The organism is Kitasatospora sp. NPDC088264 (genome assembly GCF_040685715.1).
In the GTDB taxonomy this organism is placed as follows: domain Bacteria; phylum Actinomycetota; class Actinomycetes; order Streptomycetales; family Streptomycetaceae; genus Kitasatospora.
Genome location: NZ_JBFBIR010000002.1, coordinates 236,116 through 250,973 on the forward strand (window position 1 = coordinate 236,116; position 14,858 = coordinate 250,973).

At 74.7% G+C, this 14,858-nt stretch carries 11 protein-coding genes and 1 pseudogene; 1 reads left to right on the forward strand and 11 read right to left on the reverse strand.

The window, feature by feature from the left end:
* Nucleotides 1–7: 7 nt before the first annotated feature.
* From AB0O82_RS03015 to AB0O82_RS03060, 10 genes and pseudogenes are all read right to left on the reverse strand, one after another.
* Nucleotides 8–1,738 carry a protein kinase gene (locus AB0O82_RS03015; protein ID WP_363579845.1) on the reverse strand — a complete coding sequence of 577 codons (1,731 nt, stop codon included), beginning with the start codon at nt 1,736–1,738 and terminating at the stop codon, nt 8–10.
* Nucleotides 1,739–1,921: 183 nt separating this feature from the next.
* Nucleotides 1,922–3,409, reverse strand: coding sequence for a protein kinase (locus AB0O82_RS03020; protein ID WP_363579846.1), 1,488 nt, complete (start codon nt 3,407–3,409; stop codon nt 1,922–1,924).
* Between the two features lie 259 nt (nt 3,410–3,668).
* Nucleotides 3,669–4,280, reverse strand: coding sequence for a bacterial proteasome activator family protein (locus AB0O82_RS03025; protein ID WP_350876669.1), 612 nt, complete (start codon nt 4,278–4,280; stop codon nt 3,669–3,671).
* A 200-nt stretch (nt 4,281–4,480) separates the two neighbouring features.
* Nucleotides 4,481–5,158: a hypothetical protein gene (locus AB0O82_RS03030; RefSeq protein WP_363579847.1), complete on the reverse strand. Its 678-nt coding sequence runs from the start codon at nt 5,156–5,158 to the stop codon at nt 4,481–4,483.
* 134 nt (nt 5,159–5,292) lie between these two features.
* Nucleotides 5,293–6,270, reverse strand: a complete 978-nt coding sequence (locus AB0O82_RS03035) for an NAD(P)H-quinone oxidoreductase (protein WP_363579848.1) — start codon at nt 6,268–6,270, stop codon at nt 5,293–5,295.
* A 47-nt stretch (nt 6,271–6,317) separates the two neighbouring features.
* Nucleotides 6,318–7,364 carry a potassium channel family protein gene (locus AB0O82_RS03040; protein ID WP_363579849.1) on the reverse strand — a complete coding sequence of 349 codons (1,047 nt, stop codon included), beginning with the start codon at nt 7,362–7,364 and terminating at the stop codon, nt 6,318–6,320.
* Between the two features lie 49 nt (nt 7,365–7,413).
* Nucleotides 7,414–8,715, reverse strand: coding sequence for a molybdopterin molybdotransferase MoeA (locus AB0O82_RS03045; protein WP_363579850.1), 1,302 nt, complete (start codon nt 8,713–8,715; stop codon nt 7,414–7,416).
* Nucleotides 8,712–9,671: pseudogene (locus tag AB0O82_RS03050) on the reverse strand (NTP transferase domain-containing protein). Before AB0O82_RS03050 ends, AB0O82_RS03045 begins: the two are co-directional and overlap by 4 nt.
* Nucleotides 9,672–9,687: 16 nt before the next feature.
* A complete protein-coding gene (locus tag AB0O82_RS03055; protein WP_363579851.1) occupies nt 9,688–10,725 on the reverse strand; it encodes an MBL fold metallo-hydrolase in 1,038 nt (345 codons plus the stop codon).
* Nucleotides 10,726–10,957: 232 nt separating this feature from the next.
* Nucleotides 10,958–11,722 (reverse strand): polyprenol monophosphomannose synthase, encoded by a 765-nt coding sequence (locus AB0O82_RS03060; RefSeq protein WP_363579852.1) that lies wholly within the window; start codon nt 11,720–11,722, stop codon nt 10,958–10,960.
* Nucleotides 11,723–12,051: 329 nt separating this feature from the next.
* Between AB0O82_RS03060 and manA the strand changes: the two genes are divergently transcribed.
* On the forward strand, nt 12,052–13,242 hold the full coding sequence (gene manA, locus AB0O82_RS03065; protein WP_363579853.1) for a mannose-6-phosphate isomerase, class I: 1,191 nt from the start codon (nt 12,052–12,054) through the stop codon (nt 13,240–13,242).
* Between the two features lie 74 nt (nt 13,243–13,316).
* Here manA and AB0O82_RS03070 read toward each other — a convergent pair whose 3' ends face one another.
* Complete coding sequence (locus tag AB0O82_RS03070; RefSeq protein ID WP_363579854.1) at nt 13,317–14,777, reverse strand: acyltransferase; 1,461 nt, start codon at nt 14,775–14,777, stop codon at nt 13,317–13,319.
* Nucleotides 14,778–14,858: the final 81 nt, after the last annotated feature.

The window sequence follows — 14,858 nt, forward strand, 5'->3', positions numbered from 1 at the left end:
GGCCCGATCAGGGCGTCGCCGGCGGCTGGGTCGCGGGCGGCTGGGTCGCCGGCGGGTTCGACTTGGTCGCCGGCGGCTGCGTGGCCGCCCCCGTGCTGCCGCCGCTTCCCGTGCTCGGGGTGGTCGGCGCCGTGCTGGGCGTGCCGGGCGCCGTGGTGGGCGGCTGCGTGTGGCTGGGGGTCTGGCTGGGCGACGCGGGCGTCGAGTGCTTGCCCGAACCCGGCGACGGCGACATGTTGTTGTTGCCGTTGTTGTTGCCGTTGTTGTTGCCGCCGCTGCCGCCGTTGTTGTAGCCGCCGCCGTTGCTGCCGTTCTCGGTCGGCTGCGTCGGGCGCCGGCTGCCGGTGTTGGACGCGGGCGGGCTCTGCGAGCCGCTCTGGGGCGGCGTGCTGGGCTCGGTCGTGCTGACCGCCGGGAGCGGCGTCGGCGGCACGGTGTGCGAGTTCCCGGGTTCGTTGCCGCTGAACGCGAACGCCATGCCGACCCCGGCCGCGAGCAGCACGGCCGCGGCGCCGGCCACCCAGGCCCACGGCCCGCGCCGGCGGCCGGAGCCGCCGTCGTCGTCGCCGCCACCGCCGCCGTAGGGGCCGCCGGCCCCCGGGTAGGGCGTCGACGGGGTGTGCGGGCCGCCCGGGCCCCCCATCCCCTGGTAGGGCAGCACCGAGGTCTGGTCGCCGGGGCCGATCGCGCCGAAGGCCGCGGTGGCCGCGGTCTGGTCGGGCCGGATCACCTGGGTGGCGTCGGTGTTCCCCTGCCCCGCGGCGGCCAGCCCGGCCGTGGTGCCGGCCCAGCCCGCGCCGCCCGCGCCGTGCATCTCGCGCAGCGCGTGCTGGACGTGCGCGCGGAACTCGTCGGCGTCCTGGAAGCGGTCGTCCGGGTTCTTGGCCAGCGAGCGCAGCACCAGCTGGTCCAGCCCGACCGGCACCCGGCCGTTGGCCTGCGAGGGCGGCACCGGCATGTCCTGGACGTGCTGGTAGACCACCGAGAGCGGGGTGTCGCCGGTGAACGGCGGGCGCAGCGCCAGCAGTTCGTACAGCATGCAGCCGGCCGCGTACAGGTCGGAGCGGTGGTCGACGGGCTTGCCGAGGGCCTGCTCGGGCGAGAGGTACTGCGGGGTGCCCATGACCATGCCGGTCTGGGTCATGGTGCTGGCCGTGCCGGTCAGCGCCCGGGCGATACCGAAGTCCATCACCTTGACGGCGCCCGCGGTCGTGATGATCACGTTGGCGGGCTTGATGTCCCGGTGGACGATGCCGTTGCGGTGGCTGTACGCCAGCGCCTCCAGCACCCCGGCGATGATGATCAGCGCCTGGTCGACCGGCGGCGCGTCCTCGTCCACCAGCAGCTCGCGGACGGTCCGGCCCTCGACCAGCTCCATCACGATGTACGGCGTGGACTCGTCCCCGGCGTACTCCTCGCCGGTGTCGTAGACCGCGACGATCGAGTGGTGGTTGAGCCCCGCGACGGCGTGTGCCTCGCGGGTGAACCGCAGCCGGGCGATGTCGTCCTGGGCCAGCTCGCCGCGGAGCAGCTTGACCGCGACCGTCCGTCCCAGCCGTACGTCCTCGGCCGCGAACACCTCGGCCATGCCGCCGCGGCCGAGCCGGTAGGTCAGCCGGTAGCGGCCGTCGCCGACCGTGCCCAGCGGCGCGGCCGTACCGCGGCCGGGGGTCTGCGGGCCGCCGGGCCCGACCGGGGGAAACGCGCTGGTCGCGGCGTCGCTGCCGGGTCCGGGCATCCTCGGCGTCCCGCCGGTCCGGCCGTCAGCTCCGGCACCCGTTCCGTCATCCGGCTGCTGCGTCTGTGCCATCGCTCCTCGCCCCGGGCGTTCGCTCGGATCGCGGTGCCCTGTCGCTTCGTATCCCCGAACGCTACCGCCTCCGGCGCGGGCCCGTGGCACGCCCGAACCGGCCGGAAAGCGTCAGAGCAGGCCATTCCGGTCGACCGGAAGGTCAACCACCAGCACCACTGCGGGCCGCTCACCGGTGGTGTGCCCGGTCTTGGTCTTCGACTTGGTGTCCTGCGCCTTGTTGACCACGATCGCGATGATGATGCCGGCCAGCACGAGCACGCCGACGATGATCACGATGACGACCGCGGCCGTCGAGCAGCCGCCGCCGCTGGGCGCCTTCGGCTGCTGGTACGGCGGCATCGGCTGCGGCGGCGGGGTGTGCGCCCGCTGCGGCGGGGCCTGCTGGAGGTACTGGGGGTGCGGCGTGTGCGGCCCTTGTGGACGCGGCGGCTGGAAGGCCGGCGGCGGGGTCCGGTACTGCGGCTGCTGCGGCGGCGGAGGCTGCTGGAGGTACTGGGGGTGCGGGGTCTGCGGCCCCTGTGGACGCGGCGGCTGGAAGGCCGGCGGCGGGGTCCGGTACTGCGGCTGCTGCGGCGGCGGAGGCTGCTGCGGAGACTGCTGGAGGTACTGGGGGTGCGGGGTCTGCGGGGTCTGCGGCGCCGCGTGCACCGAGCGCGGGCCCTCGTTGATCACCAGCGGCGTACTGGCCTGCAACGGGTGCCCACTGCCGCCGCCCTTCGCGGCCGCGATCAGCCGCTCCGCCTCGTCCCGCATCGCCGCCGCGCTCTGGAACCGGTGCGCCGGGTCCTTGCGCAGCGCCTGGGCGACGAAGGCGTCCACCGCCGGGGTGACCGACCGGTTGAGGGTGGACGGCGCCGGCGGCTCCTCCTGGACGTGCTTGTAGGCGATCGAGAACGCCGAGTCGCCGTCGAAGACCAGCTGCCCGGTGAGCATCTCGAAGAGCATCACGCCGACCGAGTAGAGGTCGGAGCGGGCGTCCACCGGCTTGCCGAGCGCCTGCTCGGGCGACAGGTACTGCGGGGTGCCGACCACCATGCCGGTCTGCGTCATCGACGTGGCGCCCGGTTCCAGCGCCCGGGCGATGCCGAAGTCCATGACCTTGACGTTGCCCTTGCGATCGAACATGACGTTGCCGGGCTTGATGTCGCGGTGCACCAGGGACATGTCGTGCGAGGCCTCCAGCGCGTTCAGCACGCCGACGACGACCCGCAGGGCCTCCTCGGTCGGCATCGCGCCGTACTGGGCGACCGCCTCGTTGATCGCCTCGCGCAGGCCCTTGCCGTCGACCAGCTGCATGACGATGTACGGGGTGCTGGAGCCGTCCGGCGCGACGTCCTCGCCGCTGTCGTACACCGTGACGATGTTCGGGTGCTCCAGCCGGGCCACCGCCTGCGCCTCGCGGCGGAACCGCTCCTTGAACGAGGCGTCCCGGCCCAGCTCGTTGTGCATGCTCTTCAGCGCGACCTGCCGGTCCAGCACGCTGTCGTACGCGAGGTGCACCGAGGCCATGCCGCCCTCGCCCAGCAGCCGCTGCAGCACATAGCGGCCGTTGCCCAGGGAGGAGCCCCCGACCGCCGCGTTGCCGTGCTCGCTCATGGTCCTCTGCTCCCCCTCGGCGCGGCCGTGGCGCCGCGACCGTGACGTTCGGTCTCGTCCGTGCGTGGTGGGCCGGGCCCGCGGGCCTGGCGGACCCCTGCCGCGGCGGTGCGACCGGCCTGCGACAGGGGTCAGGGTACCGGCTGACGCCGACGGTGATCGGTCCAGGGCCGGTCCTGCCCCCGGACCGCCGGGGCGCCCTCCGGCGGCGCCCCGGCCCGGGGCGGACCGTCGTGGTACGTCCGGTGTCGGCGGCCCGTTACAGGTACGGGCCGGAGCGGATGCCGCGGCCCTGGCCCGGCTCGTCCTCGTCCGGCTCGCCGCCGTGCAGACCGGGCGGCAGCGCCCGCCGCATCTGCTCCAGCTGGGCCCGCGCCGCCATCTGCTGGGCGAACAGCGCGGTCTGGATCCCGTGGAACAGGCCCTCCAGCCAGCCGACCAGCTGGGCCTGGGCGATCCGCAGCTCCGCCTCGGTCGGAATGCTGTCCTCGGTGAAGGGCAGCGACAGCCGTTCCAGCTCGGCGACCAGCTCGGGGGCCAGACCGAGCTCCAGCTCCTTGATCGAGCTGGCGTGGATGTCCTTCAGCCGGGCCCGGCTGGCCTCGTCGAGGGGCGCCGCCCGGACCTCCTCCAGCAGCTGCTTGATCATGCTGCCGATGCGCATGACCTTCGCGGGCTGCTCGACCATCTCGGTCACCGGGAGCTCCCGCGGCAGGTCGCCCTCGTCCTCGTCCCCCGCCGAGCCGGCGAACCCCTGGCCCACGGGCAGCCCGTCCGGTCCGACGATCAGCACCTTCTGGCCGTCCTGCGACTGCCCGCCCGCGGCCTGGAATGGCTGCTGAAACGAGCGCTCGTTCATCGGATTCGTCATGAACAACATTCTCTCTCACTGGGGTTGGTCGGGCGGAAGCCCCCGTACAACCGCCGTCCTGAGCCACCGCTGACGACGGTACGCCCCCGGGCGCCGCCCCGGAATCCGTACGGATACTCAGCTCCCGGCACGCCCCGGCTCCCTGGGGCGTGCACACACCCCTCACGGAACCTACCCCGCCGCCGCCCCCACCCCGCGGCTCACCCCCGGCGCAGCCGCAACCCGATCAACCCCAGGCCGCAGCCGATCAACCCCAGCCCCGCGCCCAGCGGGAACTGGACGGTCGAGGCGTCCCGCCAGCGGGCGGGCAGGACGGCGGGGACGGCGGCGGCGACGGCTTGGGCGGCCGCGGTGGCGGCGTCCGGTGCGGCGTCGGCGCCGGGAGCCGCCGCGTCCGGGGTGCCCTGGTCGGCCTCGGGCTGGTCCCCCGCACCGGCCTGCCCGGTGCTCCGGTCAGGAACCTGGTCGGGGTTCTGCTCGGGAACCTGCGCAGGGTTCTGCTCGGGGTTCTGCTCGGGAGCCCGCTCCGGCGCCCGCTCCGGGGCGCTGTCGGCGCGCTCGGGCGCCCACACCGCCCAGCGCCGGTAGACCCCGTCGCCCCGGCCGGGGCGCGGGTGCCGCGGCGGCCCGACCGCCGGAACGGCCGCTGGCTCCGGCCTGCCCACGGCGGCGGGCTCAGCGGTGAACGGGGACGGCGACGCCGCCGCCGGCCCGACGGCGGCGGCCGCCGAAGCGGCGGCCAGCGGGAGCGTGAGCCCGAGCACGGCCGCCGCGATCAGTCGCTGGGCCCGGCCCGGGCCGGTACGGCGGGTACGGCGGGTACGACGGTGGTGCGGCGCGGCGGGCAGCGGCCCGAGGAGGTGCGTTGGTGCGGCCACGGTCGGAGGTCCTTCCGACGGCCGACCGCGCGCGGCGGGGTCGGCGGCGGGACAGCTCCGAACCAGCCTCACACAATCCGACGATCAGGGCATTTCGGACGTCCCGCCTCGGGCCGCAGGCCCTCGGACCAGGATCAGGCCCGCAGCACGACCTTGCCGACCTGCTCCCCCGCCTCCAGCACCCGGTGCCCGTCGCCGGCGTCGGTCAGCGGCAGCACCCGGTCGATCACCGGCTTCACCACCCCGGACTCCACCAGCGGCCACACGTGCTCGCGCACCGCCGCCACGATCGCCGCCTTCTCCGCCAACGGGCGCCCGCGCAGATTGGTGGCGATCACCGCGGCGCGCTTGCGCAGCAGCGCGTTGAGGTCGAGCTCGCCCTTCACGCCGCCCTGCAGCCCGATGATCACCAGCCGCCCGTTGACGGCCAGCGCGTCCACGTTCCGCTGCAGGTACTTGGCGCCCATGATGTCCAGGATCACGTCCACCCCGGCCCCGCCGGTGGCCTCCTTGAGCACCTCGACGAAGTCCTGCTCGCGGTAGTCGATCGCGATGTCGGCACCGAGTTCGACGCACCGGGCCAGCTTCCCGGCGCTGCCCGCGGTCACCGCGACCCGCGCGCCCACCGCCTTGGCCAGCTGGATCGCCATGGTCCCGATGCCGCTCGCGCCGCCGTGCAGCAGCACCGTCTCGCCGGGCCGCAGGTGGGCGGTGAGGAACACGTTGGACCACACCGTGCAGGCGACCTCGGGCAGCGCGGCGGCCTCCTCGAAGCCCAGGCCCTTGGGCAGCGGCAGCAGCTGCCCGGTCGGCACCGCGACGAGCTGCGCGTACCCGCCGCCGGACAGCAGCGCGCACACCTCGTCGCCGACCGCCCAGCCGGACACGCCCGGGCCGAGGGCGACGATCCGCCCGGCGCACTCCAGCCCGGGGTAGGGCGAGGCGCCGGGCGGCGGGTTGTAGTTGCCCTGCCGCTGGAGCAGGTCGGCGCGGTTGACGGCGGTGGCCGCCACCTCGACCAGGACCTCGCCCTCGCCGGGCACCGGGTCGGGCACCTCCGCCCACACGAGTGCCTCGGGACCACCGGGTACGGGAATCGTCATCGCATGCATGCCCCGAACCTACTGCGCGTCATGGCGAGGAGCGGGCAAGGCCTGCGTCAGCCGGTCGACTTGATCACGATCACCCGGTCGGTGAGCTGGAGCACGGCGGCCTCGGGCTCGGTGTAGTTGAGCACCCGCCGGCCGCGGACCACCGCGACCACCAGGTCCTCGCACGCGCGCGGGCTGTGCCCGGCCTCGGCCCGGGTGACGGGGCGCTCGACCACGTCCAGGCCGTTGCCGTAGGTGAGCAGGTCCTCCATCACCGCGCCGGCGTGCGGGCTGAGCATCGACAGGCCGAGCAGCCGCCCGGCCGAACTGGAGCTGGTGACGACGACGTCGGCGCCGCTCTGCCGCAGCAGCGGGGCGTTCTCGTCCTCCCGGACGGCCGCGACCACGGTGGCGCCCTTGTTCAGCTGGCGCGCCGTCAGCGTGACCAGGACGGCGGTGTCGTCCCGTTCCGGCGCGACCACGACCCGGGCGGCGGTGGGCACCTCGGCCCGCAGCAGCGTGTCGGTGCGGGTGGCGTCGCCGACCACGCCGACCAGCCCGTGCCGGGCGGCCTGGTCGATCACCTTGCGCTGCGGGTCGACGACGACGATCTCGTCCTTCTTCACGCCCTGCCCGAGCAGGGTGTCGACGGCGCTGCGGCCCTTGGTGCCGTACCCGATGACGACGGTGTGCTCGCGCACGGTGGACCTCCAGCGGTTCAACCGCCACTGCTGGCGGGTTCGTTCGGTGAGCACCTCCAGCGTGGTCCCGACCAGGATGATCAGGAACACCACGCGCAGCGGGGTGATCACGAAGATGTTGGTGAGCCGGGCGCCGTCGCTGTACGGGGTGATGTCGCCGTACCCGGTGGTGGACAGCGTCACGGTGGCGTAGTACGCCGCGTCCAGGAAGCTGACCCCGTCGCCCGCGTTGTCGTTGTAACCGTCCCGGTCGACGTAGACGATCAGCGTCGTGGCGACCAGGACGGCGAGCGCCAGCAGCAGCCGGGAGCCGACCTGCCGGAGGGCCGGCGCGCTCCGCCGGGCGGGCAGCACGATCCCGGCGTCCGACCACGGCTCGGTCCCCGGGGCGGGCGCACCCCGCATCCTGCTCATGCGGCCACCTCCCCGCTGTCGTGGGGCGCGCACGCCCCGGTGGGCCCGTTCACGGCGCCTCCAGCAGTTCGACGGGTTCGCCGGCCGCCGCGCCGCCGGGCGGGACCACGGCCAGCGCCTCGGCCCGGGCGAGGCCGCGCAGCATCGCGGGCCCGTCGAAGGCGAGCGGGACGACGCCGTCGGCGGTGTGCCGGACGGGCAGCAGCCGGGTGTCCACCGGGTGCCCGGGCAGGCCGACGGCGGTGGGTGCGAGGGCCGGGGTGACGGCGGACCGCCCGCTGCGGGCGTGCAGCAGCGGCAGGGCGAGGGTGACCGTCCCGGCGACGGCGGCCAGCGGGTTGCCGGGCAGGCCCACCAGGTGCCGCCCGCCCGGAAGCCCGCCCGGAAGCCCACCCGGAAGCCCGGCTGGGTCCCCGCCCGGAAGCCCGCTCCGGGCGGGGCCGGCTGACGGGCATGCGGCCGACGGGAGTTCGGCCAGCAGCATCGGGTGTCCGGGGCGGACGGCCACGCCGTCCACCAGCAGCCGGGCCCCGGCCTCGGCGAGGGCCCGGTGCAGGAAGTCGACCGGGCCGGCCGCCGTTCCGCCGGTGGTGACCACGATGTCGGCGGTGGAGTGCCGCAGCGCGTCCCGGAGCAGCCCGAAGTCGTCCCGGACGGACCGCACTTCGGCCACCTCGGCACCGGCCGCCCGCAGCCAGGGCGGCAGCAGCGGCCCGAGCGCGTCCCGGACCAGGCCCGGACCTGGGACGCCCGAGGCGAGCAACTCATCGCCGAGGACGAGCAGTTCGACCACCGGGCGACGGCGCACGGCGAGCCGGTCGTGACCGCAGGCGGCGGCCAGGCCGAGCACGGCCGGGCCGACCAGGGCGCCACCGGGCAGCAACGCCTCGCCGCGGCGGCACTCCTGGCCGCGCGGGCGGACGTCCTGACCGGTGGTCAGCGATTGGTGGCCGCAGTCGTGCAGCAGCGTGCCGTCCGTGCGGCCGTGCTCACGGCGCAGGACGGCGGTGGCGCCGGGCGGCAGTTGGGCGCCGGTGGCGATCTCGACGGCGGCGCCGTCGGCCAGCGGCGCGGACGCGGCCCGGCCGGCCAGCACCCGCCCGGCGACCCGCCAGGGGCCCGGCCCGGCGACCGCCCAGCCGTCCATCGCGGAGGTGTCGAAGGCGGGCAGGTCGGTCAGCGCGGTGAGCGGCTCGGCGAGGGTGCGGCCGAGTGCCTCGGCGAGCGGCAGCCCGACCGCCGGCAGCGGACGCAGCCCGGCCCGGCGGGCGGCCTCGCGGGCCTGCGCCCAGCTCAGCACGCCGGGGCCGGTCGGCGGGGCGGCCACGGTGGTCTGGCCGACGGCGCTCACGGCTCGCCCGGCCCGGCGTCGGCGCTCCAGCGCTCGGCGAGCGCGGCGGTCCGCCGGGCGGCCTCGGCCACGGCCTCCGGCCCGCCGCCCTGCTGGGCGGCCGCGTAGCCGATCAGAAAGGCGGTCAGCGGCGCGGCCGGGCGGGCCACCCCGTGCGCGACCACCCGGGCGAGGTCGAGCAGTCCCCGGACGTCGACGTCCAGGTCGATGCCCAGGTCGGCCCTGACCTCGGCGATCCAGTCCTCCAGCGTGCGCTCCATGCGCCCATGCTGCCTGATCGGCGGTTTCCCCGGAGTGTTCGCCCCGTGTGCGGCGCGCGTCGTTTCCCGCACGGACACCCGCGCGGGCCGTGAACACGGACCCGGAGGGCGCCCCTACGACCGGTCGCGCTCCCGGGCCTGTTCGAGGTCCTCCCAGGTGTCGCAGTCGTAGGCGACGTTGTCGGTGTCGGCCACCAACTGCCGGGCGAGACCGCCGGTGAGGCGGCGCAGCGGGAGACCGGCCGGATCGCCGAGGGCGGCCAGCGCGGTGCGCAGCGGGGCGGTGCGGTAGGCGGCGGCGAGCGGCTGGTCGCGCCCGCCGGCGTCGACCAGGACGGCGGCGTCGACGGCCGGGCCTGCCTCGGCGAGGGCGGTGACCAGCCGGTCGACGGTCCGCCGGTCCAGGAACGGCAGGTCGGCGGCGAGCAGCAGCACGGTCGGCGCGGTGACCAGGTCGAGTCCGGCGGCGACGGCGGCGACCGGCCCACCGCCCGGCGGCTGCTCCCTGGTCCAGCGGACGCCGGTGCGCGCGGTCGGCCGGCCGGGGCCGACCACGACGGTGGTGCGGGCGCCCGCGCAGGCCGCGAGCACCCGGTCGAGCAGGGTGGTCTCGCCCACGGTCAGCCCGGGTTTGTCGGCCCCGCCGAGGCGACGGGCGCCCCCGCCGGCCGGGACGATCACGTCGTAGGGCGTCATGCGGCCAGTATCCGCCCTACTCGGCTCCGCCCGTCCCGCGCTCCGGGGACTTCCCGGGCCCCTCGGGCTCCGTGGACTCCTCGGGCTCCTCGACGAGCTCGTCCTCGACGATCTCCGCCTCGATGATGTCGTCCTCGACGATCTCCGCCTCGACGATCTCGCCCCCTCGCGCCGCCCGGGCGGTGTTGGCGGCGGCACCCAGTTCCAGGATGGCCGGCAGCGTCAGCTCCCCGTACCGCTCGTTCATCGCGGTGACCAGTGCCTCCGGGTCGTGCGGGTGCTCGGCCAGCAGCCGGTCGAAGTCCTGGAGGTACTCGCCGGTGAAGGCGAGCACCCGGGCGGCGTCGTCGCCCTGGTCGGGGGCGCGGTGGCCGGCGATGACCCGGTCCACGCCGAGGTCGGCGATCCGGCCGAGGTTGTGGCCCCAGGTGGTGCGCTGGGCCGGGGTGGTGTCGGCGGTCCAGACGTGGGTGCCGTTGTAGGCGAAGTCCCCGGCGATCACCGTCCGGATGCTCGGCACGTGGACGACCGTCGAGTCGCCGCAGTCGGCCTGGCCGAGCAGCAGCACGGGGATGACCTGGCGGTCGAGCATGAGCGGCTGCGGCAGCAGCGGGGCGGGGATCAGCGGGTGGTCCGGGATGTCGTCGCCGTAGACCGGCTTCCACTGGGCGACCTTGGCGGCGGCGGTGCGCCGGATGCCGTCGACCACGGCGGGCGCGGCCAGCAGCCGGGCGTCGGGGAAGAGCCTCAGCACCTCCTCGGCGCCGAAGTAGTGGTCGGGGTGGTGGTGGGTGACGACGATGGCGAGCAGTCGGCGGCCCTTGCCGGCGACCCATTCGGCGAGTTCGCGGCCGGCGCTGCGGGTGAGCTGGGCGTCGACCAGGATCGCGGTCCGCTCGCCGAGGATCAGGGTGGAGGTGGCGAAGAAGGCCGATTCGGGGCCGGTGAAGACGGCGATCTCCAGCGGGCGGGCGGGCCGCTCGGGGTCCGGGGCGGCGGCCTCGGCGGCCGTGCGCTCCGCGCCGGCGCCCTCCTCGGGCGGGGACGACGTCACTGGCTGCTCCCTCTGGTCGGCGGTCGGACTTCCTGCGCCCTACAGCATGGGAGTACCGGTGTCGGATTGCGCGGAAGGCGCGCCCGGCGGGGCGCGCCTTCCGGCTCAGGTCACACCGCGGTTCAAACGGCCGGCGCCTCGGCGTTGTGGGCGGCCTGCCCCAGGGCACGTAACCGCCCGGGGCCCGTCCGTCGTGACGACGGACGGGCCCCGGGCGGTTACGTCGTGGAGGTCAGCGCTTGACCGCGCCGCGCAGGCGGGCCAGCCGGTCGGAGACGCCCCAGGCGGTCACCCGCCACAGCGCCTCGACCACGATGTTGCGGCTCATCTTGGACGCGCCCAGCTCGCGCTCGACGAAGGTGATCGGCACCTCGGCCACCTTGAACCCGGCCTTCACCGTGCGCCAGGCCAGGTCGACCTGGAAGCAGTACCCGGCCGAGGCCACCTCGTCCATGCCCAGGCCCAGCAGGGTCTCCTTGCGGAACGCCCGGTAGCCGCCGGTGACGTCCCGGATCGGCACGCCCAGCGCCAGCCGCGAGTAGGTCGAGCCACCGCGGGAGAGCAGCAGGCGCGACTTCGGCCAGTTCACCACCCGGCCGCCCGGCACCCAGCGCGAGCCCAGCACCAGGTCGGCGCCGCGCAGCGCGCCCAGCAGTCGGTCCAGCTCCTCGGGCTGGTGCGAGCCGTCCGCGTCCATCTCGACCAGGACGTCGTAGCCGTGGTCGATGCCCCAACGGAAGCCCGCGAGGTAGGCGGCGCCCAGGCCCTCCTTGCCCTTGCGGTGCATGACGTGCACGTTCGGGTCCTCGGCGGACAGCTTGTCGGCCAGTTCGCCGGTGCCGTCGGGGCTGTTGTCGTCGGCGACCAGCACGTGGGCCTCGGGGACCGCCGCCCGCACCCGGCCGACGATCCGCTCGACGTTCTCCGCCTCGTTGTAGGTCGGAATGATCACCAGGACCCTGCCGAGATCAGCAAAACTCTGCTGGTTCACGGTCACGTACAAACCTCTCGGCCGATGGCGGGGAGTGTCAGAACACCATCGCCCGCACTCTGGAACGCGGCTCCGCCGGCAGCCCGCCGACGGGGTGACCACGGTGGAAACTGCTGTGCAGGGCGGAGACTACTGCGTCCTGGCATCCTACTACCGCGCCCGGGAACCACCGGTCCGGCCAGGGCACTCCCCTCCGGTACCCGTCGTTTCCTCGCGGGCGACACCGGTCGGCTAGGGTCGATGACCTTGCCCGTGCCCGGCCCCCCGCACCGCCGGGCCCGTTGCCCCGACGATCCGGCACACCCGCCACCCAGCGAAGGAGTAGGACCGCGCGCATGGACAGGCTCATCAACACCGTCCGCCCGTACGCCTGGGGGTCGCTGACCGCCCTGCCCGAACTGCTCGGGCAGGAGCCGACCGGCGAACCGCAGGCCGAGCTGTGGATGGGCGCCCACCCCGGCGACCCGTCCCGGGCCGACCGGGGCGAGGGGCCCCGCCGGCTGGACGAGCTGATCGCGGCCGACCCCGAGGGCGAGCTCGGCGCCGCGACCGTCGCCAGGTTCGGTCCGACCCTGCCGTTCCTGTTCAAGATCCTGACCGCGGGCATCCCGCTGTCCATCCAGGCCCACCCCACGATCGCGCAGGCCCGCGCCGGGTTCGCCGCCGAGAACGCCCTCGGCGTCCCGCTGGACGCCCCCGAGCGGAGCTACCGCGACGCCAACCACAAGCCCGAGATGGTCTGCGCGCTGGGCGCCTTCGAGGGGCTCTGCGGCTTCCGGCGGCCCGCCGAGGCGGCCGGGCTGATGGCCGGGCTCGCGGTGCCCGGGCTCGGCCCGCTGATCGACCTGCTGGCCGTCGAGGACGAGGCCGAGGCGCTGCGCGGCACGCTGGCCGCCATCCTCACCATGGACGGGAAGGCCGCCGAGGAGACCGTCCGGGAGACGGCCGAGGCCCTGGCCCGCACCGACCCGGCCGGCGACTACGGGCCGTACGCCCGGATCGCCGAGGACTTCCCGGAGGACCGCGGCCTGATCGCCGCCCTGCTGCTCAACCACTTCCGGCTCCGGGCCGGCGAGGCGCTCTACCTGGACGCCGGCGTGCCGCACGCCTACCTGGCGGGTGCCTGCGTCGAACTCCAGGCCAACTCCGACAACGTGCTGCGGGCCGGCCTCACCCCCAAGCACATCGACCTGCCCGAGCTGCTGAAGGTCCTGGTCTTCGAGGCCGGCGCCCCCGAGCTGCTGCACCCCCGCCCGGTCGACGGCACCGCCGGCGAGGAGCTCTACCCCGTCCCGATCGACGAGTTCCGGCTCTCCCGCTTCGTCCTGGACGGCCGGGACCGCGAGATCGACGGCCGCGCCCCGCAGATCCTGCTCTGCACCGAGGGCACCGCCCGGCTCACCGCCGCCGACGGCAGCACCCTGGACCTCGCCCGCGGCCGGTCGGCCTTCCTCCCCGCCACCGGCACCCCCACCCGGCTGTCCGGCACCGCCACGACCCTCTTCCGCGCCACCGTCACCGTCTGACGGCGCCCGGGGGCCACGCGCCGAGGGCTCGCCTCCCCAGTGGGAGGCGAGCCCTCGGTGTGTCCGTGCGGCGGTCAGCCGACCCGTTGCCCCGGGCCGCCGGCTCCGACCTCGACCGGCACCTGTTCCTGATCCTGGCCCCCGCCCTGGCCCTTCTCCCCGGACTGAGCCGGAACAGCCCCGGCGGCCTCGCCGGTCGCGGGCACCCCGATCGACGCGGCGACCGCCGGCTGCGGGGCACCGCCCGGCCAGCGGCGCTCGACCGCCTTGGCCACCTTGCGGCCCAGCTTCTGCACGGGCAGCTCCACCAGCCGGTACATCACCCAGCTCGCCAGCATGATCACGGCGAGGTACTCGGCCGTCCAGATCAGCTTGCCGCCGGTCGTCGGCGGCACCTTGGGCACGTGCAGCAGCGGCTGGATGGTGTGCACCAGCGGGACGTGCAGCAGGTAGAGCGAGAAGCTGATCCCGCCGAGCCAGGTGAGCGGCTTCGGGAAGCGGCGCTTGCGCAGCGCCATGCCGATGCCGAACGTGATCCAGGCCCCGAGGTAGGAGCCGGCCCAGGCCATCCAGCCGGCCGTCCAGGTGTTCTGCTCCATGCCGTCACGGTTGTACATCCAGGCGACGGCCACCCCCGCGACGACCACGAAGCCGCAGCACAGGATCGCCTGGAGGCGGTCGATCTGGCGGTTCTCGGCCCGGTAGATCGCGGTGCCCGCGAACATCGTCGCGAAGATCATCAGGGTCTCGAACATCGGGGCCCGGCTGTTGTTGTACATCAGCACGAAGCCCAGCAGACCGAGCGTGATCGCCCCGACCCGGGTCAGGTTCGGCCGGCCGCTCAGCACGCAGGCGAAGCCGAACAGCACGATCAGGACGGAGCCCCAGACCAGGTTGCGGGTCGAGGTGATGTCGCTGGTCAGCGTGTGGGAGGCGATGGAGGTGCCGAAGAGCAGCGCCACGCCGGCGAAGCCGACCGCGATCGGGCCGCTGCGGCGGTGCTGGCCGACCGTGAAGAGCGCGGTGACCATGTAGTAGAAGACCATCTCGTAGCTGAGGGTCCACATGACGCCCAGGCCGTTCCAGACGCCCATGAAGTCCTGCAGCATGGTCGAGTTGGCGGCCACGTAGATCAGGTCGTGATCGGTGGCGAAGAGCGCGACCGAGCCGTCGCCCTTCGGGATGATGGCCAGCGCCACCGTGATACCGATGATCACCGGCGGCCAGAGCCGGAAGATCCGTCCGATCCAGAACGCCCGCACGTCCCCGCGGCGCTCCAGCGAGGCCGGGATGATGTAACCGCTGACCAGGAAGAACAGCATGACGCCGTAGAGGCCCAGGTCCGCGTGCCACCAGATGAAGGACGCCACCCCGTCCGGCAGCATCTTCAGGACGTCGAAGTGGTGGAGCGCCACCACCAGGGCGGCCACGCCGCGAAGCGCGTCGAGCCAGCCCAGCCGACTGGCCGACCCGCCCGCCCGAGCCTGCTTGCTTCCCCCGGCCCGGCGGGCGGACAGCTGTCGTATCGTTTTCACCGCACGGACAGTAGCTCATCACACTGATGCGTTCGCCTCGGTGACGGTCGGACGAGGCCCCCCGATGCCCCCCGGCCGCTC

Coding starts and splice junctions, on each gene's coding strand:
- AB0O82_RS03015 (WP_363579845.1), bottom strand. CDS start 1,738: ATGCCCGGACCCGGCAGCGACGCCGCGACCAGCGCGTTTCCCCCGGTC.
- AB0O82_RS03020 (WP_363579846.1), bottom strand. CDS start 3,409: ATGAGCGAGCACGGCAACGCGGCGGTCGGGGGCTCCTCCCTGGGCAAC.
- AB0O82_RS03025 (WP_350876669.1), bottom strand. CDS start 4,280: ATGACGAATCCGATGAACGAGCGCTCGTTTCAGCAGCCATTCCAGGCC.
- AB0O82_RS03035 (WP_363579848.1), bottom strand. CDS start 6,270: ATGCATGCGATGACGATTCCCGTACCCGGTGGTCCCGAGGCACTCGTG.
- AB0O82_RS03040 (WP_363579849.1), bottom strand. CDS start 7,364: ATGAGCAGGATGCGGGGTGCGCCCGCCCCGGGGACCGAGCCGTGGTCG.
- manA (WP_363579853.1), top strand. CDS start 12,052: ATGGACAGGCTCATCAACACCGTCCGCCCGTACGCCTGGGGGTCGCTG.